A 23635-nucleotide genomic window follows, 5' to 3' on the forward strand; every position below is an offset into this window, starting at 1 on the left:
CCCCGCGACCGCCGGGTACGCCCAGCACACGCCTTGATCGGAGGACCCGCCATGACGACCTCGACCGACCGCGTCGGCGCCCGCCGCCGCCCCGTCCAGGCGCTCGCGCTGGTCGTCGGCGCGGTGTTCCTGCTGGTGGGGGTGCTGGGATTCGTGCCGGGCGCGACGACGGCCCTCGACGGCATCCGCTTCGCCGGACCGCACTCCGAAGCCCTCCTGTTCGGCCTGTTCCAGGTGTCCGTGCTGCACAACGCGCTGCACCTGCTGTTCGGCGTGGCCGGGATCCTGGCCGCGGCCTCGCGGGGCACGTCACGCCTGTTCCTGGGCGCAGGCGGGTTCCTCTACCTGGTGCTGTGGGTCTACGGGTCGGTGGTGCACTCGGTCGACCACGAGGGTGACGCGGCGAACTTCGCGCCGTTCAACGCCGCCGACAACCTGCTGCACCTCGGCCTCGGAGCCGGCATGATCATCGCGGCCGTGCTCGCCACGGTCTTCGAACGCGCCCGAGGCCGGTACCCCGGCCGGGAACAGCGCGGCGCGTGACCGCCCGGTTGACCGGTGCGCGGGGCTCGTCGCGTAAGTTCACCCAGGGAGGCGCTTGACTGGGAGGGCGTAGATGGCGAGTTCCGGAGGACGGCGGCATTTCGGGCGGGTGGACCCGTTCTGCCTGTTCATGGTCCTGCCGCTGGTGCTGATCGCGGGCATCCTGATCTGGGGTGGCCTGGGCTGGGTCGGCGTCGTCGTCATCGTCTGCGCCGTGATCGTCGTGGTCGTCGACTCGTGGACCAACCGGCCCCTGCCGTTCGACGTGTCCGACGACGACTACGACTACGAAGCCCCGCGCACCGGTCGCCGCGCCTACTAGTCGCGGGGGAACGTCTCGGCGACGGCGTCGTCCACCGAGCCCGAGCCGGTCGGCGTGACGAACAGCTCCCGCAGCAGCAGGGAGCCCGCGTGCGCGGGGTCGATCCCGGACTGCCTGCCGGTGAGCCCCTGCGCCACCCCGGTCAGCCGCAACGCCACCCGCACCACCGCACCCGGCAGCCGGCGCACCGGTCGGGGGTGACCGGCGGCCGCGGCGACGCGGCCGATCATGTCCGACCACGTCAGGTTCTCCAGCGCCACGGGGACGTCCGCGCCCGACGCCCGCTCCAGGGCGTCGGTCAGCACCTCGGCCACGTGCGCGGCGGTCGTGGCGGCACTACCACCGGGCGGTGCGACGAGCGGTGACCGGGACCGGACCCACTTGTCCAGCGGGCCCGACCAGTTCGGCAGCCGGTCGCCCGCCCGGCCGAACACGAACGGCAGCTCCAGCACGGCCACCGGCAGGTCCGGGCCGGCCGCCGCCCGGCCCGCCCGCGCCTGCTCGACCCGGCTGCGGATGTACGGGTGGCGCTCGGCCAGCCGCCACTCGGGGTGCCCGCGGTGGAAGTGCGTGTAGTACGAACCGAGCACCGCGGCCCGGCTCAGCCCCTCCTGCCGCGCGGCCGTGAGCAGCCGCACGACCGGTGCGACGTTGCCCCGGTGGAACACCGGGTACGCGGGCTCGCGCGGCACGTCCCGGTCGTCGGCCCCGGCCGCGAACACCACGCCGTCGTGACCCGCGAGCAGCGCCCGGAACTCCTCCTCGGTCGCCGAGGTCGCGTCGAGGGCGTGGTCGACGCCGTCCCGCGCGGTCCGCGCCGCGGTCGTCACCTCGTGCCCCCGCGCCCGCAGCCGCCCTACGACGTGCTGCCCGATCAACCCGCTCGCACCCACCACCAGAACGCGCACGGGTCGATCATGCCCGTTCGGCGGCGGTCAGGCGTAGGTGTAGCTGCCGCGGTGGTCCAAAGTCGAGGCCACGGTGACGCCGAACGGCTGGAGCACCTCGTCCACGTCCACGACGTTCGTGACACCGCCGCCGGGCAGGTAGCGGGTGGAGTCGAACCCCCAGCGCTCCTGCCAGCGCGACCACAGCCGGTCGATGTGGCAGTGGTGCAGGAAGAACACCGGGTCGTTGGGCGAGTCGATCTGCGCCATGTGGCCGCCGACCCACACGTGGACCCGGTTGTGCAGGTTCGGCGACAGGCCGCCCTCCACGCGGTTGCGCATGCCGCTGCTGGACGACGAGTTCCACGGTGACGTGTCGTAGGTCGACACGCCCATGACGCCGTCGACGTCGGAGGTCGTGGGCAGGGAGCCGCGCAGCGTCATCGCCCGCCGCAGCGACGTCGAGGTCGTGGCGCTGACGTTGATCCGCCACTGCGACGAGCCCGCGAACGGGCCGCTGATGACGGGTCCGTTGCCGCCGGAGCCGTTGCCGCCCATGAAGTCGGAGGTGAACGGCGCGCCGGTGGTGGAGCGGTTCGCGGTCCAGTTCCAGTACGGCAGGTTCACCGCCGGGTTGATCGCCTTCAGGGCGTTCTCCAGCTCCAGCAGGTACCGCCGGTGCCACGGCAGGAACGACGACGACTGGTGCGCGTAGTTGTGGCCGTTGACGGTGCTGAAGTAGTCCATGTGCGCGCGGACGAACCAGTCGTAGTTGCGGCCTTCGGTCTTCGCCTTCAACGCCTTCACGGCGGCGACGAAGTCGGACTTCTCGGTGGCGGTCAGTGCGGCCGCGCTCTTGCGGGTGCCCATGGCTTCGGTCCTCTCGGGGCGGTCGAGCGCGGATCAGGGGTGCTCGTGGTCGGCGTCGTGGGTCAGCTCCTGGTCGCCGAGCTGGTCCACGGCGAGCTTCGCGAGCTTCTTGAGGCCGTCGCGGTTGTTGCCCTCGTCCAACGGGACGGGGTCGAAGTGGTTGAGCGTGCTCAGCACCGCGGTGTAGGTCTCGGTCGAGTCGGGCCGGACGGGCAGCTGGACCTGCACGACCCCGAGCTTGCGGCCGTTGATGTGGATCTTGTGCTTGCCGCGGGTCTTGTCGTGCTCGCCCTTGATCTTCTTGCCCTTGTAGTCCTCTTCGAAGTCGCGGGGGTCGGCCTGGCCCGCGGCCCGGTTCGTGCCCGCGGTCGCGCCGGACGAGGCGAGGCCCGCGAGCCCGGTCGCGGTGACGGCGATCAGGGTGGCTGCGGCGCCGTGGCGGAACAGGTCCCGGCGGGATAGGTCGTTCATGGCAGTCCTTCGGCGGCATAGGGTGGTTCGAGGTCCCCCAACGGCGTCCTGACCGCGACCGACCGTCCCTCTCCCTGCCGAGCGTGCGACTGCGGTGTGTCCCCGACAACGGCGCTCACCCATTCGTGTGAGCCATGCACCGGTGTGAGTGGGGCCGAAATCCCCGAAGTGCTCGTCTGGGTGGGTGTGCGGTCCGTCAGGCGGAGCGGAGCGTGAGCAGCGAGATCTCGCTCGGCGCGAAGACGCGCAGCGGCGGGCCCCAGAACCCCGCGCCCCGGCTGGTGTAGAGCAGGGTGCGGCCGCCGTGGCGGCTCAGGCCCGCCAGCACCGGCTGCTGCAACCGCACGAGCAGGTGGAACGGCCAGATCTGGCCGCCGTGCGTGTGCCCGGACAGCTGGAGGTCGACGCCCGCCGCGACCGCCTTGCCGATCTCGCTCGGCTGGTGCGCCAGCAGCACCACCGGGTCGCCGGCACGCGTGCCCGCGAGCGCCGCGTCGAGGTCCGCGCCGTGGCCCGCCTCGCCCGAGTGCGCGCCCGTGACGTCGTCCACGCCCGCGAACACCAGCCGCGCGGCACCGCGCTCCAGCACCCGGTGCTGGTTGTGCAGGCTGGTCCAGCCCAGCTCGGCCATGTGGTCCAGCCACGCCTGGGCGTTGGAGATGTACTCGTGGTTGCCGGACACGTAGAACCGGTGCCGCGCCCGGACGTCGCCCAGCGCGGCGGCCTGCCCGCGGCGTTGCGCCACCGTGCCGTCCGCGATGTCGCCGACGTGCACGACGACGTCCGGCTCCAGCGCGTTGACCGCCGCGACCGTGCCCACCGACCACTTCGTGCGGTCGATCGCGCCGTAGTGGGTGTCGGCGAGCACCGCGACGGTGAGCCCGTCGAACGCCCGGTCCAGCCGGGGGAGCACCACCTCGGTCCGCTTCACCCTCGGCACCCGGCGCGCCTCGCGCAGGCCGTGGGCCACCAGTGCGAGACCGACCACGAGCAGCACGACGGCCACGAACCGCGCCCGGAACGGGTTCTCCACACCGGCGACCGCCAGCACCAGCCTCAGCACGTGCGTGATCAGCGTCCACGCGAAGAACACCCACGCGACGCCGAGCATCAGGTGCGCGACCCGGGACGCCCGGTCGGAGTGGCGGCGGCCGTGGGCGCGGACCAGGAGCAGCGGGAACGCCACCGACGTGACGACGAAGAACGCCGTGCCGAGGGCTTGGAGCGGCCACGGCCAGTGCGCGCCCGGCGCGAGCAGCCCCGTCCAGGGCACCCAGAACAACAGCGCGGTCACCGTGAGGAGCACCGCCGCGAAGGTGGCGCGTCGCCGCGTCGACGGGCGGGGCGGCGCGGTCGTGCTCGACATCGGCTCTCCTCGACGGCTTTACGGACCAGCGGGCTCTTATCGACGGTAACCCGCCGCGCGGCCGGTGTCCAAGTTTGGCCGCCGTGCGCGCGGCAATCCTGATCACATGGCTGACGAGCACGAACGCGAGACCCACCCGCCGGACGCCTTCCGGGTCGAGACGCCGGAGGAGGACGCGCGGCTGGCCGAGTCGCAGCGCACGATCGACGAGGCCAAGGGGGTGGCCGCCGACCTGGCCAGGACGACGCCCGACCCGATGCCCGACAGCGAGCCGCCGGAGGGCTCCACCCCGGGCTCCTGAGCGGCGACCCCCGGCGGGTCCATAGTGGACTCACCCGAATGGCGGTTGAGAACGTGAACACCGATATGGATAGTTCGATCTTCCGCGTGGGTGTTCAGTCGATCGCCGCTTGACTTGGGGGTAACCGGGCGTGGCTCGTCCAACCCGCACCGTGGTGGACGACGCGCTCTCGTCACCCGGTCGTCCCGTGCTGCGCTGGATCGGGTTGCTGACCGAGGTCTACTCCTGGGTCACCTGCGTCGCCTTCGCCGTGCAGCTGTCGTTCGTCGGCGTGCGGCCCGGCCGCCTGGTGCTCGCCGGCCTGGTCCTGCTGGTGCTGCTGACCTGGTGGCTGCGGCCGAAGCGGGGCGGCTGGCTCGTCGCGCTGGCGGAGTGCGTGATCGCCCACGGCGCGGTGTTCGTGCTGCCCAACCCGCAGCCCATCATCGGCTTCCTGTTCGCGGTGACCGTGCGGCGGGCGATGCGCGGCGAGAACGAGCGGTTCCCGTTGCAGGCGGTGCCCGCGCTGCTGGGGTACCTGAGCGGCTTCACGGTCTGGATCACCGTGACGCCGGTCGCCGTGACCGCCCCGCTCGTGACGTCCGTGGTGATGCCGTTGGTGGGTCTGGTGGTCGCGTCGATGGCGCTGCACGAGACCGTGCGCTCGGGGCGGCTCGTGCGGGACGCGCACCGCACCGTCGAGGCGGTGGTCCGGGCCAGCCCGATCGGGCTCGTGCTGGTCGACGCCGAGGGCGCGCCGCGGCTGCACAACGACCGGGCGCGGGAACTGCTGGCGTGGTCCGCCGAACCCGGGCGGGTGCCGTGCCCGCACGGCCCGGACATCACCGAGTGCCAACGCGGCTGCCGTTCCGCCGACGACGGCGTGGAGGTGCGCGTCAAGCGCCCGGACGGCTCGACCGGCGTGCTCGCGGTGCACGCCGTGCCGGTCGAGCACGTCTCGGAGCAGCACACCCTGGTCACGGCGCTGGACGTGAGCAAGCGCCGCGAGCTGGAGGACGCGCTGCGCAGCCGGGCCGAGCGGGACGAGCTGACCGGGCTCGCCGGGCGCACCCACTTCCTGCACCTGGTGGACGAGGCGCTGCTGGCCGGCGAGGCGGTCGGCCTGCTGGTGATGGACCTCGACGGGTTCAAGGAGGTCAACGACGCCGAGGGGCACGAGGCGGGCGACTGGTACCTGGTGTCGGCGGCCGAGCGGATCGGCCGCGCGGTCGGCCGGGTGGCCACGGCGGCGCGGCTGGGCGGCGACGAGTTCGCGGTGCTCGCGCCGGGCCACGACGTGCGCGAGTCGGCGCGGCTGGCCACCCGCATCCTGTCGGAGCTGGCGCGGCCGTTGACCGGGCTGGGGCACGAGACGGTGATCCGGGCCAGCGTCGGCATCGCGGTGTCGTCACCGGGCGTCGGGACGGCGGACCTGCTGCGTGACGCGGACACCGCCATGTACGTGGCCAAGCGCGAGGGCGGCGGGCGCATCCGGCTGTTCCGGCCGGAGATGGGGGAGCAGGTGCTGGCCCGCCAGCGCGACAAGGCCGACCTGCGCACGGCCGTGTCCGACGGGCAGCTCGTGCTGCACTACCAGCCGATCGTGGACCTGGCGACGTCGGCGGCGGCCGGCGCGGAGGCGCTGGTGCGGTGGCAGCGGCCGGGGCACGGGCTGCTCGGGCCCGGCGAGTTCATCGGGCTGGCGGAGGAGACCGGGCTGATCGTGCCGCTGGGCAACAAGGTGCTGGCGGGCGCGTGCGAGCAGGCGATGCGGTGGCGCGAGCAGGGGCGGGCGCTCGGCGTGACGGTGAACGTGTCGACGCGGCAGCTGTCCGCGCCCGCGTTCCTGCCGTCGTTGGACCGGGTGCTCAAGACCACGGGGCTGCCGCCGGAGCGGCTGACGATCGAGGTGACCGAGTCGGTGTGGGCCGACGGCGCGGCGATGCGCGGGCTGATGGAGGTGCGCGAGACGGGGGTGCGGGTGGCGCTGGACGACTTCGGCACCGGCTACTCGTCGTTGAGCTACCTCCAGCGCTACCCGTTCGACGTGGTGAAGATCGACCGCTCGTTCACCGGGGCGCTGTCCGACACCGGCCGCACCGCGGGCGTGGTGCGCTGCATCATCGACCTGGCCGAGGTCCTGGGCGCGCACACCGTCGCCGAGGGCATCGAGACCCAGGCCCAGGCCGACTGGCTGCGCAACGCCGGCTGCGCCTACGCCCAGGGCTACCTCTTCGGCCGCCCCGACCTGGCCGAGAACTGGGACGCCCAACCCTCCGTCCCCCACTGATCCCGCGCGAGTCGAACCTTCAGGTCCCGCGTGTCGAACCTTCAGGTCCCGAGAGTCGAACGCTCAGGTCCCGAGAGTCGAACGCTCAGGTCCCGAGAGTCGAACGCTCAGGTCCCGAGAGTCGAACGCTCAGGTCCCGCGTGTCGAACGCTCAGGTCCCGCGTGTCGAACGCTCAGGTCCCGAGAGTCGAACGCTCAGGACCCCCGAGTTCCACGTTCAGGTCCCCGGCGTTGAACGCTCGGCGGTACCTGAACGTGGAACTCAGTGGTCCTGGAGGTTCGACACGCGGGACACGGAGGTTCGACTCTCGGGTCAGGGGAGGTCGGCGAGGGTGTTCCAGAACATCAGCTCGTAGGAGTGCAGGAGGTGGGCGGCGGGGAGGGCGGCGTCCGGGGTCCAGCCGGTGGCGAGGACGTCGGTCAGGGCGCGCAGGCCGAGGGCGTCCAGTTCGGGGGCCGGTTCGGCGAAGAAGTCGAAGAACGCGCAGCCGGCGTCGTCGAAACCGTAGTGCTCGCGCAACCCGGCGGCGATCGCCGCGCAATAGCCACCCCATTCCGCGAAGTTCGCCAGAATCGCGAGGAGCGCGTCGTGCGGATTGCCGGCCAACGCCAGCCTGGCCACGTACGACGGATATGCCTGACACCCGGGCAGCGACCGGTACGTGGCCACGTCATCCGGGGTCAGACCGGTCGCCGAGGCGAAATCGGCCAGTTTGGCCAACGCCAACCCCTCGCCGCCCGCGACCATCGCGAAGAACTCCCGCTGCGCCGGCACGGGAGCCTGCGCGGCCAACGTGAGGAACGCTCGCCAATCGCTCTGCACGATGCGGTGCTCCTCCGCCGCCAACGCCCGCAACGCCGCCCGCGGCGCCTCGCCGGAAGCGATCAACGGCACCAGCCGGTTCGTCACGCCGTCCCGCTTCAGCTCCGCGCGCACCCGCTCCAACAGGTCTTTCGCGTCCTTCGCCATCGTTTCCCCTCGTCCGGGCACCGCACGTCACCGGCGACGGCGGCATGACCAATAGGCACTCTATAGAGCCGCCCGACGCCATGCGGATGGGCATCCGCTCCGGTTGCGCGGATGAAGACTCGGCAACAGGGATTGACGCGGACTCCCCTTTCCGGTCTCATGGCTCCGCCTTGTCGAACGTCAGCGTTGCCTCAGTAGGGAGTGCCGGGATTGCGCGTCGCCGGAGCCACGTCGGTCGAAAACCGCGGAATCCCGATCGGAAAACAACATCAGCTGTGGATGGGTTACCTGGCTTTCGGCCTGTTATCCGTCGGGGCCTACTACGCCCTGCCGATCTTCGTCGGCACGATTCCGCTGCGGGTCGTCGTCTACTGCGCGGTCAGCACGTCCGCCGCCCTCGCCGTCTGGTGGGGCGTGCGGCGCAACCGGCCCGAGCCCCGCGCGCCCTGGCTGGTGCTCGGCCTGAGCCAGCTCGTGTACGCCCTGGCCGACGCCACGTTCTACATGTCGCACTACGTGCTCCACGACGCCAGCTACCCGGCCGTCGCCGACGCGTTCTACCTGGCCCACTACCCGCTCGTCGTGGTCGGCCTGCTCATGCTCATCCGGCAGCGCCGCTCCGACCGCGACCTGCCCAGCCTGCTCGACGCGGTCTCGCTCACCGTGGTCGCGGGCCTGCTGTCCTGGGTGTTCGTGATCGGCCCGCAGACCCGCCTGGGCACGCCGGTGCTGGTCGAGATGGTGTCGCTGGCCTACCCGTTGATGGACCTGGTGCTGCTGCTGGTGTCGTTGCGGCTGCTGTTCGGCGCCGGACGGCGTGACGGGTCGTTCGCGCTGCTCGCCCTGTGGCTGACCGCGATCCTCACCGCGGACACCGTGTACGTGTTGCAGCGCCTGGACCTCAGCTACGAGGCGGGCAACTTCCTGGATGCGATCTGGCTGACCGGCAACCTGGCGCTGGGCGCGTGCGCGCTGCACCCGTCGATGGGCCGGATGGCGCAGGCGGTGGACGTGCCCGCGCTGCGGTTGAGCTGGCCGCGGCTCGCGCTCCTGTCCGGTGGCGCGCTGATCGGCCCGCTGCTGCTGCTCGTGCAGCACGCGCAAGGCGTGCGCCGCGACGTGCCGGTGATCGCGGCGGGCTGCGCGGTGCTGTTCGCGCTGACCGCGACCCGGCTCGCGGGCCTGGCGGTGGACCAGCGCCGGCTCGCCATCACCGACAGCCTCACCCGGCTGCGCAGCCGCCGCTACTTCGAGGCGCGGCTGGCCGACGAGGTGGTGCGGGCCCGGCGCACCGGCGGCCCGCTGGGCGTGGTGATCCTCGACGTGGACCGGTTCAAGTCGATCAACGACCGGTTCGGGCACCCGGCGGGTGACCGGGTGCTGGTCGAGGTGGCGAACCGGCTGCGCGCGATCGCCGGGCAGGGCCGGGTGCTCGCCCGGTACGGCGGCGAGGAGTTCGCGCTGATCGCGACCGGTGCGGACGCGGAGAACCTGAGCCGGCTCGCGGAACGGTTGCGGCACGGCGTCTCCCACCATCCGATCGCCGTGAGCGGTCGGAGATCGGTGACGGTTACGCTCTCCGCCGGCACCGCCGCGTTCGCGCCGCACTACGGCACGGCGTCCGCGTTGGTGTCCGCCGCTGATCGCGCGCTGTACCTGGCCAAGGACCTCGGCCGGGACCGGGCGGTCGCCGGTGGCACATCGCTCACCGAACACCGGGAGGACGTCGCGGTGGACTACCTGAACCAGGTCGCGGACCTGGTCGACCTGCGCGTGGCCAGTCCCGGGCGCAGTCTGGCCATCGCCGAGTGGGCGCGCACCGTCGCCGACCACCTCAAGCGGAACCCGGCCGAGATCCACAACGCGCACCGCGCGGGGCGGCTGCTGGACGTCGGCATGATCGTGCTGCCCGACGACCTGCTCACCGAGTCCGGTCCGCTGACCGACCAGCAGTGGCACCTGCTGCACGAGCACCCCGACAGCGGGGCGCGGATGGTGAGCGTGCTGCCGGACCACGGCGAGGTGGCCGAGGTCATCCGCCAGCACCACGAGCGGTGGGACGGCGCGGGCTACCCGAACGGCCTGACCCGCGACACCATCCGCATCGAGGCGCGGATCCTGTCCGTGTGCGACGCGTGGGCGGCGATGCGCGCCGACCGGCCGCACCGGCGCGCGTTGACCCACGAGCAGGCGGTGCGAGAGCTGCGGGCCGGTCGGGGCGCGCGGTTCGACCCGGACCTGGTGGACGTGTTCCTGGCGTTGCTGGAGAAGGGCGTGGTGGGCGACCTGAACGCCGGGCCCGCGCCGCGCGAGGACAGCCGCCTATCCTGACGCCATGTCACGCCGCGCCCTGATCACGATGACGACGGACGAGGTGCGCGCGTTCCTGGAGGAGCAGCGCGTGGTCACGGTGGCCACCATCGGCCCGAACGGCCGCCCGCACCTCGTGCCGCTGTGGTTCGTGGTGGAGGACGGCGAGCTGGCCGGCTGGACCTACCGGGCGTCGCAGAAGGTGGCGAACCTGCGCCGCAAGCCCGAGGCGACGCTCCAGCTGGAGGCGGGGGAGACCTACGACCAGCTGCGCGGCGTGACGATGGAGTGCGACGCGCGGCTGGTGGAGGAGCCGGCCGAGGTTGCCCGCATCGGCGCGGCGGTGGCGGCCCGGTACTCGGGGCACAGCGGCCCGGAGCTGGACGCGTTCGTGGCCGCGCAGGCGGCGAAGCGGGTGGGGCTGCGGTTCGCGCCGACCTCGGTGGTCTCCTGGGACCACCGCAAGCTGAGCGGCACCTACTGACGCGCGCCCTCGCGGAGGGGCGACCGGCGGACCCGAGGACGGGCTGCCGCCGACGGCCGCACGCACTTCGGGCCGGCCTCGACAGCCGCTCGGCACCCACTGCAAGTGAGCGCAAGTTTCCGCAAACCGGCTGCAAGCGGGTCGCGAGATGTCTCCGAATCCGTCGCAGTCAGGTTTTTGCGTCTTTCAGTAGACATCTTGCGATCAGGTGAGCCGCCTGCCTATGGTGTGCGCCACGCCACACCCTGCTCCGTGGCGTCGAGGTCCCGTCCAACGAAGGGCTGAACCCATGCGAGTCAACCCCACCCTCCGGCGCCCCCTGGCGCTCGGCGCGGCGGCGGTGGCCACGTCCCTGCTGGCCGCGACGGCGGTCGCCGTCGCGCCGAACGAGGTCGCCGCCCAGGTCGCCGCGGCGGCCACCTCGCCGTTCGACGTCCCCGGACGCGGCGCCGACGTGCCGTTCGTCGAGCACGAGGCCGAGTCGGCCGCCACGAACGGCACGAAGATCGGCCCCGGCCGCCGCCAGGGCACGCTGGAGGGCGAGGCGTCCGGCCGGCGCGCCGTGACGCTGTCCGGTCAGGGCCGGTACGTCGAGTTCACCCTCACCGAGCCCGCGAACTCGATCGACATCCGCTACAGCATCCCGGACGGCAACGGCGGCGCGGGCATCACCGCGCCCCTGTCGCTCTACCTCGACGGCACGAAGACCGGCAGCCTCACGCTCACCTCGAAGTACGCGTGGCGCTACGGCGGCTACCCGTACGCCAACGACCCGAACCAGGGCAAGCCGCACCACCTCTACGACTCCACCCGCGCCCTGTTCCCGCGCACGCTCGCCGCGGGCTCGAAGGTGAAGCTCCAGGTCGACGCGGGTGACACCGCACCGTCCTACACGATCGACCTGGCCGACTTCGAGCTCGTCGCACCGGCGGCGACGCGGCCCGCCAACTCGGTGTCCGTCACCGAGCACGGCGCCACCCCGAACGACGGCTCCAACGACAACGCCGCCTTCGACGCCGCGGTGGCCGCCGCGAAGACCTCCGGCCGCGAGGTGTGGATCCCGGCCGGCCGGTTCACCGTGACCAAGCACATCACCGTCGACCAGGTCACCGTCCGCGGCGCGGGTCACTGGCACAGCGTGGTCGCGGGCGACCGGGTCGGCTTCTACGGCCTCGGCGAGCCGTCGAGCTGCGGCCAGGGCGGCAACTCCGGCGTGAGCACCCGCGTGGGCCTGCACGACTTCGCGATCATCGGCGAGGTCACCAACCGGGTCGACTGCGACCAGACCAACGCCATCGGCGGCGCGCTGGGCGGCGGCTCGGTCATCTCCGGGATGTTCCTGCAGCACACCAAGGTCGGCCTGTGGCTGGACGGCCCGTTCTCCGGCCTCACCATCCGCGGCAACAAGGTCGTGGACCAGCTCGCCGACGGCATGAACCTGCACCGCGGCATCAGCGACGTGCTGATCGAGAACAACCTGTTCCGCAACATCAGCGACGACGGCATCGCGTTCTGGTCCGAGCACCAGGCCGACCACGGCAACACGATCCGCCGCAACACGGTGGTCGTGCCGATGAAGGCCAACGGCATCGCGATCTACGGCGGCCGGGACAACGTCGCCACCGAGAACGTCGTGGCCGACACCCAGGACCAGGGCGGCGGAATCCACGTCGGCAACCGCTTCTCCTCGGTGCCCCTGTCCGGCACCACGACCCTGTCGCGCAACACGACGCTGCGCGCGGGCGTGCTCGACTCGAACTGGCAGTTCGGCGTGGGCGCGCTGTGGTTCGACGCCCGTGACGGCGCGATGAACGGCCGCATCGACGTCACCGACACCGACCTGGTCGACAGCAACTACGAGGCCATCCAGTTCATCAGCGGCACCATCACGAACGTCCACTTCGACGGCGTGCGCATCAACGGCGCGGGCACGTTCGGCATCCAGCTGCAGTCGCCGGGGGCGGCGTCGTTCACCAACGTCACGGCGACCGGCCTGGGCCGGGCCGGCGTCTACAGCTGCCTGGGCGAGAACGCGTTCCAGATCACCAGGGGCGCGGGCAACTCCGGCTGGGACGGCCCGGCGTACTGCGGACCGTGGCCGGACCCGATCTACACCGACCCGACCACCCCGCCGACCACCACCACGACCACGACGACCACGACCACGACGACAGTCCTGCCGGGCGGCAACCTGGCCAGGGGCAAGGCGGTCACCGCGTCCACCGCGAACGGCGGCTTCCCGGCCGCCCAGGCCGTCGACGGTGACGCGAACACCTACTGGGAGAGCGCGAACAACCAGTTCCCGCAGTCGGTGACCGTCGACCTGGGACGGTCGGAGAACGTCGGCCGCCTGGTGCTGAAGCTCCCGCCGCCCGCCGCGTGGGAGGCGCGCACGCAGACCCTGAGCGTGTCCGGCAGCACGGACGGCACGAACTTCGGCCAGCTCGTGGCGTCGGCCGGCTTCCGGTTCGACCCCGCGTCCGGCAACCAGGTCACGATCCCGGTCTCCGGCGCCCACCGCCACCTGCGGCTGACGTTCACCGGCAACACCGCGTGGCCCGCCGCGCAGCTGGCCGAACTGGAGGTGTACGCGGGCACCGCGACGACGACCACCACCACCACCACGACCACCGCTCAGCCGACCGGCAACGTGGCGCGCGGCAAGCCGGTCCAGGCCGCGTCGAACGGCGGCTTCCCGGGCGGCAACGCGGTGGACGGCGACGCGAACACCTACTGGGAGAGCCCGAACAACGCGTTCCCCCAGACGTTCACGGTCGACCTGGGCAGCCGCGTCGCGGTGAACCGGATCGTGCTGAAGCTGCCGCCGGCCGCCGCGTGGGAGGCGCGCACGCAGACCCTGAGCGTGTCCGGCAGCGCGGACGGCACGAACTTCGGCCAGCTCGTGGCGTCGGCCGGGTTCCGGTTCGACCCCGCGTCCGGCAACCAGGTCGGCATCCCGGTCGCGGCGAACCACCGCTACCTGCGGCTGACCGTCACCGGCAACACGGGCTGGCCCGCCGCCCAGCTCGGCGAGTTCGAGGCGTACGCGGGCTGACGCCTCGGCCGGGGTGGCCGCGCGGCAACGACGCCGGCGCGGCCACCCCGACGCGGTCCCGTCCTGCCGAACCCGAATGGTCGACAACGTCGTCACGGTGTCGTCACGTTCAGTAGAGTCGGTGGGGAGAGATCACCAGCGGAGGATTGCGATGAAGCGGAACATCACCTGCCCCTGTGGCGAGCACATCACGGGGCAGGACGAGGACGACCTGGTGGCGAAGACCCAGCAGCACCTCAAGGAGAACCACCCCGGCCACGACTACTCGCGCGACGAGATCCTGTTCATGGCCTACTGAGCCGCCTCGCCCGGGTCGGGGTGCAGCGCGATCAGCAGCAGGGCGTCGAGCAGCCGCAGCCAGTCGCGCTCGACGAGTTCCCGGCCGGTGAGGGCGGACAGGCGGGCCAGCGCGTCCAGCAGCCGCCCGGCCAGGTCGTCCGCGTCCTGACCGGTCGCCTCGGCCCAGGCGCGGACCTCGCGGCGGAACGAGGGCGCGCGGCCCAGCCGGACCAGCGCGGCGGGCAGCGGCGGCGGCGGGTCCCCGGTGTCGCCGAACCCCACGGTCAGCCGCGTGCCCAGCGCCTGAGCCAACCGGGTGAGGGCGTCCACGGTCGGGTTGCCGCGGCCGTTCTCCAGGTTCGCCACGTACGGCACCGAGAGTCCCGCGTCGGCGGCGACCGCGGCCACCGTGCGCCCACTGGCGGCGCGCAGCGCTCGAAGCCGCCGGCCCAGTTCGTCTGCCACGGCGGCAATCTTGTCAGAACACTACCCGGGATGACTATTTTCTGGAGATAGTCACCGGGTGGTCACCGCTCTGCGCGTCCGCGACTTCCGGCTGCTGTGGGCGGCGCGGACGGTCAGCGTGTTCGGCACCTGGCTGCTCGTCGTCGCCGTGCCCGCGCACGTCTTCCACCTGACCGGCTCGCTGCTGGCGTCGGGCGCGGCGCTGGCGGCGGAGTTCCTGCCGCCGGTGCTGCTCGGCCCGGTGGCGGAGGTGCTGGTCGACCGGTGGGACCGGCGGCGGGTGATGGTGGCGGCTGACGTCCTGCGGGCCGCCGCTGTCCTCCTGCTGCTGCTCGCGCGCGACCCCGGCGACCTCTGGCTGGTGTACGTCGCGCTGGTCGTGGAGAGCGCCGGCACGGTGGTGTTCCGGCCGGCCGCCCAGGCGCACACACCGGTCGTGGTCGGCACCGGCACGGCGTTGAGCGGTGCCAACGCCCTCAACTCCCTCACCGACGGCGTGGCCCGGCTCGTCGGCGCACCGCTGGGCGGCGCGTTGACGGCGCTGGTGGGGTTCCCGGCGTTGGTGGTCGCGGACGCGGTGAGCTACCTCGTCTCGGCCGCGCTGCTCGCGTTCCTGGCGCGGCGACCGGGCGACGGTCGGCGCACCGGTGTCGGGAGGGAACTGGCGGAGGGGTTGGCCTTCCTCAGGTCGGAACGCACCGCCAGGACGCTTCTCGTCGTCAGCACGGTCTTCCTCGCCGCCAACGCGTCGCTCAGCGCGCTGCTGGTGCCGTTCGGCGTCACCACGCTCGGCGGGACCGGACCGGTCGGGCTGGTGATGTCCGGGCTCGGCGTCGGTTTCCTGCTCGGCGCGCCCGCGAGTCGCGTCCTGGTCGACCGCCTGCGGTCAGGTGCGGTGCTGGCGGCCGCGCTCGGCGTCACGTCGGTGGGGTTCGTGCTGCTGTTCGGGTCCACATCGCCGGCCCAGGCCCTCCCGGCCGCCGTGGTGATCGGGCTGGCGGGCTCGGCGGCCCTCGTCGTGACGCAGACCGTCCTGCAACGCGTGACGCCCACGGCGGTGCTGGGTCGGGTCAGCGCCGTGATGTTCACCGGCGAAGCCGCGGCCACGTTCGTCGGCGCCCTGGTCGGGCCGGCCCTCGCCGAAGTCACCTCCCTGCGCACGACCGCGTACGCCGCATGCGCGCTGACCCTGTTGGCCGCCCTGTACGCGACATCCACACCTGAGGCGCACCGGTGATGGTGGCCGTCTGCGCGGCAACGCGGAAGCCGCCGAACGGGTGCGTCCCGGTTCACCTGAACGGCCGCTAACGGGGTGGGGCCGACAGGGCGATTCCCCTCGCGAAAGGCCAGAATCCCATCGAGGACGGAGTCGCCCGATGAAGCGCTCCTCTCGCCTCACGGCGTTCCTGACCGGCACGGCGTTGCTCTGCGCGGCTCTGGCGACCGCGCCGGCCGCCCACGCCGACGCGCCGTTAGTGGCGTGCCCCGGCTACGTCGAGCAGACCATCGACCCGGGGCTGACACTGCTGCCCCGCCTCAACGCGGTGACGGTCGAGGGCAGGTTCGGCCCCTGCGCGAACCAGATCGTCGACGACGAGCACGTGTTCGCCGACTACACGGCCAGCGCTTCGGGGTTGATCAGCTGCAGCATCAACGCGCCCATCACCAACGCGTCCGGCACGGTCAGGTGGCAGGACGCGGAAGGCCACCACACGGGCACGTCCGGCTTCACCGGTGGCATCACGCTGAGCCAGCGGCCGGTCGGGGAGAACGTCGGCATCGTCGTGGCGACCGTCAACTCCGGCGACTTCGCCGGCCGCACGCTCGTCCTCGTCAGCGCGCGGCTGACGTTCGACCCGATCCAGTGCGTGACGGCAGGGGTTCGGCAGGTCGCCGGTCCCGGCTCGCTGGAAGTGCTGCCGCTGTGAGGTGAAGGGGTCGGCGCGGCGGTCGCCTCTCGGCGAGTGGCTCGACGCGGCTCCAGCCGAACGGTATTCCGCGAAGGCGCTTGGTGAGGCCCGGGGACACGGACCGCACCGACCGAGTCTTCCAACGGTCCGGCCCGCTCCGGTGTTCCCGTCGTGACGTGACGTGCGTCACTGGCTCTCAGTATTCGTGCGCTACCGTTCGGCCACTCGACCATACGCAAGCGTACGGAGGTGTCGTATGGCGGTGTTGGCCCTGCTCACGGCGGGGGTGTTGGCGGCCGTGGGCGCGCTGCACGTGGTGTGGGTCTTCTCGCCGTGGCCGCTGCGGTCCCGCGAGGAGTTCGCCCGGCGGGTGGTGGACGTGCCGCCGGAGAAGCTGCCGCCGCCCGGGTTGACGCTGGCGGTCGCCGCGCTGCTCGGCCTCGCGGCCTACCTCGTCGCGGGCCGCGCGGACCTCGTCGGCGTGCCCGGCCCGGCGTGGCTGCCGGTCGTGGGCACGGCGGGCGTGGCGGCGGTGTTCCTGCTGCGCGGCGCGGGCGGGGTGGTCGCGTCGTCCCGGAAGTCGACCGAGTTCGCCCGGCTCGACCTGCGCTTCTACTCGCCGCTGTGCCTGGCGCTGGCCACGTCGTGCGCGGTGGTGGCGTTCGGCGGCTGACCGTGGAATCGGCCCCCGGCCGAACTCTCGGTTCGGACGGGGGCCGACGGTCACGGTGACGCGGTCGTGCGCGCGTCGGGGTGCTGCTTACTTGGCGCAGGCCGGCAGGTGCGGGTGCCGCTCACCGCGCTCGACGGACTCCTTGGCGAGCGTGCACTTCAGCGCGTCGTAGGCGGGCTTGCGGGTGAAGTCGTCCCACATCACCGTCGCCGCGCCCTCGCCCTGGAAGAACACCGGCACCCAGGAGTACTTGTCGGTGAAGCCCCAGATGGTGAACGAGTCGCAGCCGTCGACGTTGAGGCACGCCACCAGCGTCCGGTTGTAGTAGTCGGCCTGCTTGGCCAGCATCTCCGCGGTCGGCACGCCGTCCGCCGGCAGGTCCATCCGCACGTCCAGCTCGGTGATGGCGGTGCCCAGGCCGAGCGCGGCGAACCGCTTCAGGTTCGTCTCCAGGTCACCGGGGAAGCCGTACCGGGTGCTGAGGTGCGACTGGGCGGAGAAGCCGTGCACCGGCACGCCCTGCGCCTTCAGGTCCTTGATCAACGCGTAGTAGGCGTTGCTCTTGGCGTTGACGCTCTCCACGCCGTAGTCGTTGAAGTACAGGTCCGCCTTGGGGTCTGCCTCGTGCGCCCAGCGGAACGCGTCCGCGATGATCCCGGGGCCGAGCTCGCGGATCCAGATGTTGTCGGTGGTGCGCAGCGCGCCCGCGTCGGTGAAGATCTCGTTGGCCACGTCCCACTGCTGGATCTTGCCCTTGTAGCGGCCCACGACCGTGGTGATGTGCTCGCGCAGGATCTCGCGCAGCTCCTCGGCGGTGAAGTCGCCCTGCTCCAGCCACTCCGGGTTCTGGCTGTGCCACAGCAGCGTGTGCCCGCGGACGACCTGGCGGTTCTGCTGCGCGAACTTCACGATGGCGTCGGCCATGCCGAAGTTGTAGCGGTCGCGCTCCGGGTGGATGTACTCCCACTTCATCTGGTTCTCGGCGGACACCGAGCTGAACTCCTTGGCCAGCACGGAGCGGTACTCGAGGTCCTTGGTGAACGGGTCGGGGTAGGGCTGCGACTCGTGGTGGCCGCCACCGGCTGCGGCGGTGCCGATGTAGAACCCCTTGGGTGCCACCCAGCGGAGGCTGTCCTTCTTCGCGTGCCCCGGCGACAGCTCACCCTGGTCGGGTGAGGCCGCGGCGACGAGGGCCGGCGAGGTCAACGCCACCGCGGCGATGGCGGCGGTGACGAGGCGGATCGACTTCATGGCGGTCTTCGCTTTCTCGGACGACTACGACGGCGGCGTTCGAAAGTTTCGTCATTGATCCGGCAATTTTCGAGATGCCGGACCCTAAGTCGGCCGCCGGGCGATCGTCAAGAGCCAGTCAAGACGACACCCTGCCTTGTCCGGCCCCGGAAACGGCCTTGCCCTCCGCAGTCGTGCGACTACCGTGGGCAATGGATCTACTACGTGAGCGGGGGTCACGCACATGAGAAGACTGGCGACAACTCTCGTGGCCGCGCTGGGAATCGCGCTGGTCCCGGGTGTCGCGGCGGGTTCGCCGCTGGGCTGGAACGCCACGTGGACCGCCTCGCCGCACGCGGCGACGGAGTTCCTCGGGCCGAACTGGGGAGTGGCCGGGTTCGACAACCACACCGTCCGCCAGGTCGTGCGGATCAGCGACGGCGGCGCGGCGGTGCGGATCAGGCTGTCCAACGCCTACGGCACGTCGCCGCTGGTGGTGACCGGCGCGACGGTGGCCCAGACGGCGCAGGGCGCGACGGTGCGGCCGAACTCGGTGCGGCACCTGTCCTTCCACGGGCACCGCTCGGTGACCGTGCCGGTCGGCGGCGAGGTCGTCGGCGACCTCGCGCCGCTGCCCGTGGCAGCGATGAGCCAGGTGACCGTGACGCTGTACCTGGCCGGGAGGACCGGGCCGGCCACCGGGCACGCCTTTGCCAGTGCGACGACCTGGCGGGCGTCGGGTGACCACCGGGCCGACGTGGCCGCGGACGCGTTCACCGAGACGTCGCAGTCGTGGTACTACCTCAACGGCGTCGAGGTGGTCGACCTCCTCCCGCGCCGCGAGGTCGTGGTCGCGTTCGGCGACTCGATCACCGACGGCGTGGCGTCCACAGTGGACGCGGACAACCGCTACCCGGACGAGCTGGCCGAGCGGCTGGGCGGACGGCGCGGCGTGGTGAACGCGGGAATCGGCGGAAACCGGGTGCTCAACGACTCGGCGTGCTTCGGCGAAAAGGCGACGACGCGGTTCGAGCGGGACGCGCTGTCCCGACCCGACGTGCGCACGGTGATCCTGCTGGAGGGCATCAACGACATCGGGTTCAGCCGGTTCCCGATGGAGTGCACCACGCCCAACCAGGAGGTCACCGCGGACCAGCTGATCGCGGGGTACCGCGAGCTGATCGGTCAGGCGCGGGCCAGGGGCGTGCGGATCGTCGGCGCGACGCTGCTGCCGTTCAAGGGGGCCGGCTACTACACCGAGGCCGGCGAGGCGGTGCGGGACGAGGTGAACGCCTGGATCCGCACGTCCGGCGAGTTCGACGCGGTCGTCGACTTCGACCGCGCGATGGCCGACCCGGCGGACCCGGACGCGTTGCGGCCCGCCTACGACAGCGGTGACCGGCTGCACCCGAACGACGCGGGCTACCGGGCCATGGCCGAGGCCGTCGACCTGTCGGTGCTGTAGCGGCGGCGTGCCCGAAACGCCCTCCCGCAGCCGTCGGGAGGGCGTTTCGTCGAATTGCGGTCGAATGCGCGTCGAATGCGAACCTGTTGTCCGCCAACACTTCCCCTGCGCGTGCACGGCTCGTTACAGTGCGATTTGGGAGCGCTCCCAGCCCACCCATGGTCGGTACCCAACATGGTTGTCCTCAACGAGGAGGAAAGAGTGGCGCTCATATCCGTCCCTGCGAACAAGAGCCTGCTCGGCAAGGCCCTCGCGACGCTCGCGGTCGTCGCCGGGCTCATGGCGAGCATGATGACCGTGACCACCGGCGTCGCCCGGGCTCACGGCTCGACCGTCGACCCGCCGTCGCGCAACTACGGCTGCTGGCAGCGGTGGGGCAGCGACTTCCAGAACCCCACGATGGCCCAGCAGGACCCCATGTGCTGGCAGGCGTGGCAGGCCGACACCACCGCGATGTGGAACTGGAACGGCCTGTACCGCGAAGGGGTCGCGGGCAACCACCAAGGCGCGATCCCCAACGGCCAACTGTGCAGCGGCGGGCGGACCGGCGGGATGCGGTACGCGGCGCTGGACAACCCGGGCCAGTGGAAGGCCGTGACCAAGCCGCGGCAGTTCACCCTCGACATCTGGGACCAGGCCCGCCACGGCGCCGACTACCTGCGGGTGTACGTGTCGCGGCAGGGTTACGACGCCACGACGACGCCGCTGGGCTGGAACCACCTGGAACTGGTCGCCACCACGGGCCGCTACGCGCCCTCGGACCACTACCGGGTCGCCGTGAACGCGGGCAGCCGCACCGGTCGCCACGTCGTCTACGCGATCTGGCAGGCCAGCCACTCCGACCAGTCGTACTACTTCTGCAGCGACGTCATCTTCCAGTGACCGGATGACCGTTCCGCGCCCACCCGGGCAGGGGTGGGCGCGGAACGCTGTCCGCCCAGCAGGCCCGTCACCGAAGACCGACGTGGTGGCGATCCCGCAGCGAGATGCCGAACTTGTCCAGTGCGAACGGCACGTCGGCGACCTCCGCAGGCATGGTGTGCCGCGACCTGGAGGTTGCCAAGGGTGATCCGGTCTTCCGCGTTCACCTCCATCCGGGGATGCGACAACCCGTTCCGGAGCAGTTCCTCGTCGAGGTGCTGAGCCGGGAGGAAAGCGATCGCGTTGTACTTGTCCCCTGCGAGACCCACGTGAAGCCACTCCCGCCCTGCGGTCGCGTCCAAGGCCCGGAAGAGGTGACCCGCACCCTGCCGTGAACGGCGGATCCCCTGGAGAGTGCCGGCTCGTGAGACGGCCGTTCGACAGGCTTCGACGGCCACGTCCGCGAGCTCTTCCCGAGTCGCCGGGTGCCACCGCGTGACGAGGTCGAGCACGGCTTCTCCCACTGTCAGCTCGAAGATCCGCCGGGCCAGGACCCCGGTCGAGTCGAGCACGACCCGCCGTTCGCCGATCCGGCCGGCGGCGCAGAATTCGAGCAGTTCCGGTTCGGAGAACTGGTAGGGAGCTCGCGGATCGGGCGGCAGCACGGTCGGCACGCTCGCGGCCGCCCAGTCGAACTCGCGCATCGCCCACTGGGAGCGCACCGACGTCTCGGTCACCAGCAGCAGGAAGACCTCGCACTCGCCGATCCGGGCGGGCAGCACGCGGCCCCGACCCGCGCAGCGGTCCGGCATTAGAGACCTGCACGGCACGATGGTGGATCGTCACCCGTCAGCGAACGCGGAGCAGGGCGGTTCGACCGGCGGGGTCGGGTCGCCCTGCTCCGCGTGACGGGGCGGGTCAGATCTTGCCGGTGCCGGCCTCTTGGGTGACCAGGGTTTTCACGTCGGCCGCCGGGTCGAGCGAGTACTGGTAGTAGGTGCGTGGATCGGTGACGGTGCCGCCCACGACCGGTTTGCCGCTGGCGACGTAGACGTTGTTGCGCTCGACGATGTTGCCCTTCGGGCCCGAGTAGCTGTTGGTCATGGGCTCCTCGACGTTGTCGAAGTAGTTGCCCTCGATCCAGCAGCCGGACTGGGCCTGGCACGCCGGGCCGGTGTCGCTGTTGTTCAGGAAGTAGTTGTTGAAGATGTGCACCGGGTTGCCGAACCGGGTCCGCGGGTTGCGCTGCGAGGTCCTGTCGTAGAAGTTGTGGTGGTAGCTGACCTTCAGGTACCCGGTGTCCTGCGCGCCGTTGCTGTCGGAGTGCCCGAGCAGCATGTTCTTGGCGTGATCGTGGACGTGGTTCCACGACACGGTGATGTAGCTGGAGCCCCGCTTGATGTCGATCAGCCCGTCGTACCCGCGGGACAGGTCGTTGTGGTCGATCCACACGTGGTGGCTGAACATCTGCACGTTGATCGAGTCGTCGGTGGCGTTGCGGAACACCAGGTTGCGGATGATCACGTTGTGCACGGCGTCCGCCGGGGGAGTGGTGGTCTCGCTGACCGGCAGGCCGATGTTCAGCCCGCCGCCGGTGATGCCCGACGCGGCGCCGACGCCGACGATCGTCTTGTCCGAGCTGACGTCGTGCATGCCCGCCGGGACGGTGATCATCCCCTGCACCCGCACCACGCGCGGCCCGGTGGCCTTGATCGCGGCGATCAGGTCGGCGGCGGTGGACACCGTGACCTCGGGGCCGCCCGCGCCGCCCGTGGTGCCGTTCTGCCCCATCGCGTTGACGGCGGCGAAGCCGATCGGCGCGCTCTCGGCGGCCGAGGCGGGGGTGGTCGCGACGGCCAGGCCGCCGAGCAGCGTCGTGGCGATCACGACGAGAGCGGTCCGTTTCACGAGGCCACCCCCTGCACGCGGCCGACCCCCGCGCCGGCGGTGACGAGCCGCGGCACGGACGCCGGGTCGTCCACCGCGTAGCTGTAGTAGGTACGCGGCTCCACGACGGTCCCCAGCGTTTCCGGCGCGCCGGAGCCCGCGTAGACGTTGTTGCGCTCGATCACGCGCCCCGGCCCGCTCTTGTCGTAGCCGGACAGGATCGGGTGCGCCACGTTCTCGAAGTAGTTGCCCTCGACCACGACGCCGGCGTCCATCGTGGACGCGACGCCGTAGAGGGAGTTGCCCCGGTAGTAGTTGTTGTAGACGTGCACGGGCTCGCCGAAGCGCACGCGCGGGTGGCGCTGGTCCGTGCCGTCGAAGAAGTTGTGGTGGTAGGTGACGCGCAGCTTGCCCTTGTCGCTGGTGTAGGTGTCGGAGTGCCCCAGCAGGGCGGCCTTGCTGTGGTTGTGGAAGTGGTTCCACGACACGGTCACGTAGTCGGAGTTGCGCTTGATGTCCAGCAGGCCGTCGTAGCCGTCGGACAGGTCGCAGTGGTCGATCCACACGTGGTGCGCGGAGTTGGTGACGCTGATCGAGTCGTCCGCGGCGTCGGTGAACCGGAGGTTGCGGATGATGACGTTGTTGCCCGGACGGGTGGTCGAGCCGAGCTGGAGGCCGCCGCCGGTGATCTCGGCGGTGGAGCCGACGCCGACGATGGTCTTGTTCGCGACCACGGTCAGCATCTCGTCGCCGACCTGGATGCGGCCGGACACGGAGATGACGTACGGCTCCTTGCGGCCGACGTAATCGGCGAGCGCGTCGGCCGTGGTCACGGTGACCGCCTGGCCGCCCGCGCCGCCGGTGGTGCCGTTCTGGCCGAGCGCGTTCACCCCGGCGAACCCGTCGGCGACGGCGAGCGCGCCGGTCGATCCCCACGCGGCACGGGGCACGGCGGCGGCCACGGCGGCGAGGGCCGAGCCCGCGAGCAGGCGTCGGCGGTTGATGGGACTCATGCGC

At 71.6% G+C, this 23635-nt stretch carries 23 protein-coding genes; 13 read left to right on the forward strand and 10 right to left on the reverse strand.

Annotated features, from left to right (window positions below; translation table 11 throughout):
• The first annotated feature begins 51 nt into the window (after nucleotides 1–51).
• Together ACIQMJ_RS20015 and ACIQMJ_RS20020 are read left to right on the forward strand one after the other, a co-directional pair.
• Nucleotides 52–543: a DUF4383 domain-containing protein gene (locus ACIQMJ_RS20015; protein WP_499762491.1), complete on the forward strand. Its 492-nt coding sequence runs from the start codon at nucleotides 52–54 to the stop codon at nucleotides 541–543.
• A gap of 73 nt (nucleotides 544–616) precedes the next feature.
• A complete protein-coding gene (locus tag ACIQMJ_RS20020) occupies nucleotides 617–865 on the forward strand; it encodes a hypothetical protein (RefSeq protein ID WP_499762492.1) in 249 nt (82 codons plus the stop codon).
• Here the strand turns inward: ACIQMJ_RS20020 and ACIQMJ_RS20025 are convergent.
• The 4 genes from ACIQMJ_RS20025 to ACIQMJ_RS20040 all read right to left on the reverse strand — a co-directional run bounded on the left by ACIQMJ_RS20025 (nucleotide 862) and on the right by ACIQMJ_RS20040 (nucleotide 4459).
• A complete protein-coding gene (locus ACIQMJ_RS20025; protein ID WP_499762493.1) occupies nucleotides 862–1773 on the reverse strand; it encodes an NAD-dependent epimerase/dehydratase family protein in 912 nt (303 codons plus the stop codon). The two genes, ACIQMJ_RS20020 and ACIQMJ_RS20025, sit on opposite strands and share 4 nt — an antisense overlap.
• 27 nt (nucleotides 1774–1800) lie before the next feature.
• A complete protein-coding gene (locus ACIQMJ_RS20030; protein ID WP_499762494.1) occupies nucleotides 1801–2622 on the reverse strand; it encodes a tyrosinase family protein in 822 nt (273 codons plus the stop codon).
• 33 nt (nucleotides 2623–2655) lie between these two features.
• Nucleotides 2656–3093, reverse strand: a complete 438-nt coding sequence (locus tag ACIQMJ_RS20035; protein WP_499762495.1) for a tyrosinase family oxidase copper chaperone — start codon at nucleotides 3091–3093, stop codon at nucleotides 2656–2658.
• A 196-nt stretch (nucleotides 3094–3289) separates the two neighbouring features.
• Nucleotides 3290–4459, reverse strand: a complete 1170-nt coding sequence (locus ACIQMJ_RS20040; protein ID WP_499762496.1) for a metallophosphoesterase — start codon at nucleotides 4457–4459, stop codon at nucleotides 3290–3292.
• 106 nt (nucleotides 4460–4565) lie between these two features.
• On the opposite strand from ACIQMJ_RS20040, the gene ACIQMJ_RS20045 reads away from it, so the two are divergent.
• Both ACIQMJ_RS20045 and ACIQMJ_RS20050 read left to right on the forward strand, forming a co-directional pair.
• The gene (locus ACIQMJ_RS20045) at nucleotides 4566–4760 is read left to right on the forward strand and encodes a hypothetical protein (protein WP_499762497.1); all 195 of its coding nucleotides are present in this window, start codon (nucleotides 4566–4568) and stop codon (nucleotides 4758–4760) included.
• A gap of 130 nt (nucleotides 4761–4890) precedes the next feature.
• Entirely contained in the window at nucleotides 4891–7029 is a 2139-nt protein-coding gene (locus tag ACIQMJ_RS20050) for a putative bifunctional diguanylate cyclase/phosphodiesterase (protein WP_499762498.1), read from the forward strand.
• A 313-nt stretch (nucleotides 7030–7342) separates the two neighbouring features.
• Here the strand turns inward: ACIQMJ_RS20050 and ACIQMJ_RS20055 are convergent, their stop codons facing one another.
• On the reverse strand, nucleotides 7343–7999 hold the full coding sequence (locus tag ACIQMJ_RS20055; protein WP_499762499.1) for a thiaminase II/PqqC family protein: 657 nt from the start codon (nucleotides 7997–7999) through the stop codon (nucleotides 7343–7345).
• Nucleotides 8000–8278: 279 nt separating this feature from the next.
• Here ACIQMJ_RS20055 and ACIQMJ_RS20060 point away from each other — a divergent pair, with 279 nt between their 5' ends.
• The 4 genes from ACIQMJ_RS20060 (at nucleotide 8279) to ACIQMJ_RS20075 (ending at nucleotide 14146) form a co-directional block, all read left to right on the forward strand.
• Nucleotides 8279–10330, forward strand: coding sequence for a diguanylate cyclase (locus ACIQMJ_RS20060; protein WP_499762500.1), 2052 nt, complete (start codon nucleotides 8279–8281; stop codon nucleotides 10328–10330).
• Nucleotides 10331–10334: 4 nt separating this feature from the next.
• Nucleotides 10335–10793 (forward strand): pyridoxamine 5'-phosphate oxidase family protein, encoded by a 459-nt coding sequence (locus ACIQMJ_RS20065; protein WP_499762501.1) that lies wholly within the window; start codon nucleotides 10335–10337, stop codon nucleotides 10791–10793.
• Nucleotides 10794–11082: 289 nt separating this feature from the next.
• Nucleotides 11083–13848 carry a discoidin domain-containing protein gene (locus tag ACIQMJ_RS20070; RefSeq protein ID WP_499762502.1) on the forward strand — a complete coding sequence of 922 codons (2766 nt, stop codon included), beginning with the start codon at nucleotides 11083–11085 and terminating at the stop codon, nucleotides 13846–13848.
• Between the two features lie 151 nt (nucleotides 13849–13999).
• Entirely contained in the window at nucleotides 14000–14146 is a 147-nt protein-coding gene (locus tag ACIQMJ_RS20075) for a DUF1059 domain-containing protein (RefSeq protein ID WP_073892909.1), read from the forward strand.
• On the opposite strand, the gene ACIQMJ_RS20080 is transcribed toward ACIQMJ_RS20075, so the two are convergent.
• Nucleotides 14140–14592 carry a helix-turn-helix transcriptional regulator gene (locus ACIQMJ_RS20080; protein WP_499762503.1) on the reverse strand — a complete coding sequence of 151 codons (453 nt, stop codon included), beginning with the start codon at nucleotides 14590–14592 and terminating at the stop codon, nucleotides 14140–14142. The two genes, ACIQMJ_RS20075 and ACIQMJ_RS20080, sit on opposite strands and share 7 nt — an antisense overlap.
• A gap of 58 nt (nucleotides 14593–14650) precedes the next feature.
• Between ACIQMJ_RS20080 and ACIQMJ_RS20085 the strand changes: the two genes are divergently transcribed.
• From ACIQMJ_RS20085 to ACIQMJ_RS20095, 3 genes are all read left to right on the forward strand, one after another.
• Complete coding sequence (locus ACIQMJ_RS20085; RefSeq protein WP_499762504.1) at nucleotides 14651–15829, forward strand: MFS transporter; 1179 nt, start codon at nucleotides 14651–14653, stop codon at nucleotides 15827–15829.
• 139 nt (nucleotides 15830–15968) lie between these two features.
• On the forward strand, nucleotides 15969–16520 hold the full coding sequence (locus tag ACIQMJ_RS20090; RefSeq protein ID WP_499762505.1) for a hypothetical protein: 552 nt from the start codon (nucleotides 15969–15971) through the stop codon (nucleotides 16518–16520).
• A gap of 238 nt (nucleotides 16521–16758) precedes the next feature.
• Nucleotides 16759–17175, forward strand: coding sequence for a DUF3995 domain-containing protein (locus tag ACIQMJ_RS20095; protein ID WP_499762506.1), 417 nt, complete (start codon nucleotides 16759–16761; stop codon nucleotides 17173–17175).
• Between the two features lie 87 nt (nucleotides 17176–17262).
• Here the strand turns inward: ACIQMJ_RS20095 and ACIQMJ_RS20100 are convergent, their stop codons facing one another.
• Complete coding sequence (locus ACIQMJ_RS20100) at nucleotides 17263–18426, reverse strand: endo-1,4-beta-xylanase (RefSeq protein ID WP_499762507.1); 1164 nt, start codon at nucleotides 18424–18426, stop codon at nucleotides 17263–17265.
• A 223-nt stretch (nucleotides 18427–18649) separates the two neighbouring features.
• On the opposite strand from ACIQMJ_RS20100, the gene ACIQMJ_RS20105 reads away from it, so the two are divergent.
• Both ACIQMJ_RS20105 and ACIQMJ_RS20110 read left to right on the forward strand, forming a co-directional pair.
• On the forward strand, nucleotides 18650–19870 hold the full coding sequence (locus tag ACIQMJ_RS20105; protein WP_499762508.1) for an SGNH/GDSL hydrolase family protein: 1221 nt from the start codon (nucleotides 18650–18652) through the stop codon (nucleotides 19868–19870).
• A gap of 201 nt (nucleotides 19871–20071) precedes the next feature.
• Nucleotides 20072–20752 (forward strand): lytic polysaccharide monooxygenase auxiliary activity family 9 protein, encoded by a 681-nt coding sequence (locus ACIQMJ_RS20110; RefSeq protein WP_499762509.1) that lies wholly within the window; start codon nucleotides 20072–20074, stop codon nucleotides 20750–20752.
• Here ACIQMJ_RS20110 and ACIQMJ_RS20115 read toward each other — a convergent pair.
• The 3 genes from ACIQMJ_RS20115 to ACIQMJ_RS20125 all read right to left on the reverse strand — a co-directional run bounded on the left by ACIQMJ_RS20115 (nucleotide 20722) and on the right by ACIQMJ_RS20125 (nucleotide 23631).
• Nucleotides 20722–21513: a hypothetical protein gene (locus tag ACIQMJ_RS20115; RefSeq protein WP_499762510.1), complete on the reverse strand. Its 792-nt coding sequence runs from the start codon at nucleotides 21511–21513 to the stop codon at nucleotides 20722–20724. The two genes, ACIQMJ_RS20110 and ACIQMJ_RS20115, sit on opposite strands and share 31 nt — an antisense overlap.
• A gap of 136 nt (nucleotides 21514–21649) precedes the next feature.
• Nucleotides 21650–22639 (reverse strand): pectate lyase family protein, encoded by a 990-nt coding sequence (locus ACIQMJ_RS20120; protein WP_499762511.1) that lies wholly within the window; start codon nucleotides 22637–22639, stop codon nucleotides 21650–21652.
• Nucleotides 22636–23631, reverse strand: coding sequence for a pectate lyase family protein (locus tag ACIQMJ_RS20125; RefSeq protein WP_499762512.1), 996 nt, complete (start codon nucleotides 23629–23631; stop codon nucleotides 22636–22638). The genes ACIQMJ_RS20120 and ACIQMJ_RS20125 overlap by 4 nt, the downstream gene beginning before the upstream one ends.
• Nucleotides 23632–23635: the final 4 nt, after the last annotated feature.

It is taken from the genome of Actinosynnema sp. NPDC091369, from assembly GCF_044757065.1.
GTDB lineage: Bacteria > Actinomycetota > Actinomycetes > Mycobacteriales > Pseudonocardiaceae > Actinosynnema.

What these genes read in the sequence shown, in the direction of transcription:
- ACIQMJ_RS20015 (WP_499762491.1), top strand. Translation starts at nt 52, where the DNA reads ATGACGACCTCGACCGACCGCGTCGGCGCCCGCCGCCGCCCCGTCCAG.
- ACIQMJ_RS20020 (WP_499762492.1), top strand. Translation starts at nt 617, where the DNA reads ATGGCGAGTTCCGGAGGACGGCGGCATTTCGGGCGGGTGGACCCGTTC.
- ACIQMJ_RS20030 (WP_499762494.1), bottom strand. Translation starts at nt 2,622, where the DNA reads ATGGGCACCCGCAAGAGCGCGGCCGCACTGACCGCCACCGAGAAGTCC.
- ACIQMJ_RS20035 (WP_499762495.1), bottom strand. Translation starts at nt 3,093, where the DNA reads ATGAACGACCTATCCCGCCGGGACCTGTTCCGCCACGGCGCCGCAGCC.
- ACIQMJ_RS20040 (WP_499762496.1), bottom strand. Translation starts at nt 4,459, where the DNA reads ATGTCGAGCACGACCGCGCCGCCCCGCCCGTCGACGCGGCGACGCGCC.
- ACIQMJ_RS20045 (WP_499762497.1), top strand. Translation starts at nt 4,566, where the DNA reads ATGGCTGACGAGCACGAACGCGAGACCCACCCGCCGGACGCCTTCCGG.
- ACIQMJ_RS20055 (WP_499762499.1), bottom strand. Translation starts at nt 7,999, where the DNA reads ATGGCGAAGGACGCGAAAGACCTGTTGGAGCGGGTGCGCGCGGAGCTG.
- ACIQMJ_RS20060 (WP_499762500.1), top strand. Translation starts at nt 8,279, where the DNA reads ATGGGTTACCTGGCTTTCGGCCTGTTATCCGTCGGGGCCTACTACGCC.
- ACIQMJ_RS20065 (WP_499762501.1), top strand. Translation starts at nt 10,335, where the DNA reads ATGTCACGCCGCGCCCTGATCACGATGACGACGGACGAGGTGCGCGCG.
- ACIQMJ_RS20070 (WP_499762502.1), top strand. Translation starts at nt 11,083, where the DNA reads ATGCGAGTCAACCCCACCCTCCGGCGCCCCCTGGCGCTCGGCGCGGCG.
- ACIQMJ_RS20075 (WP_073892909.1), top strand. Translation starts at nt 14,000, where the DNA reads ATGAAGCGGAACATCACCTGCCCCTGTGGCGAGCACATCACGGGGCAG.
- ACIQMJ_RS20090 (WP_499762505.1), top strand. Translation starts at nt 15,969, where the DNA reads ATGAAGCGCTCCTCTCGCCTCACGGCGTTCCTGACCGGCACGGCGTTG.
- ACIQMJ_RS20095 (WP_499762506.1), top strand. Translation starts at nt 16,759, where the DNA reads ATGGCGGTGTTGGCCCTGCTCACGGCGGGGGTGTTGGCGGCCGTGGGC.
- ACIQMJ_RS20100 (WP_499762507.1), bottom strand. Translation starts at nt 18,426, where the DNA reads ATGAAGTCGATCCGCCTCGTCACCGCCGCCATCGCCGCGGTGGCGTTG.
- ACIQMJ_RS20105 (WP_499762508.1), top strand. Translation starts at nt 18,650, where the DNA reads ATGAGAAGACTGGCGACAACTCTCGTGGCCGCGCTGGGAATCGCGCTG.
- ACIQMJ_RS20125 (WP_499762512.1), bottom strand. Translation starts at nt 23,631, where the DNA reads ATGAGTCCCATCAACCGCCGACGCCTGCTCGCGGGCTCGGCCCTCGCC.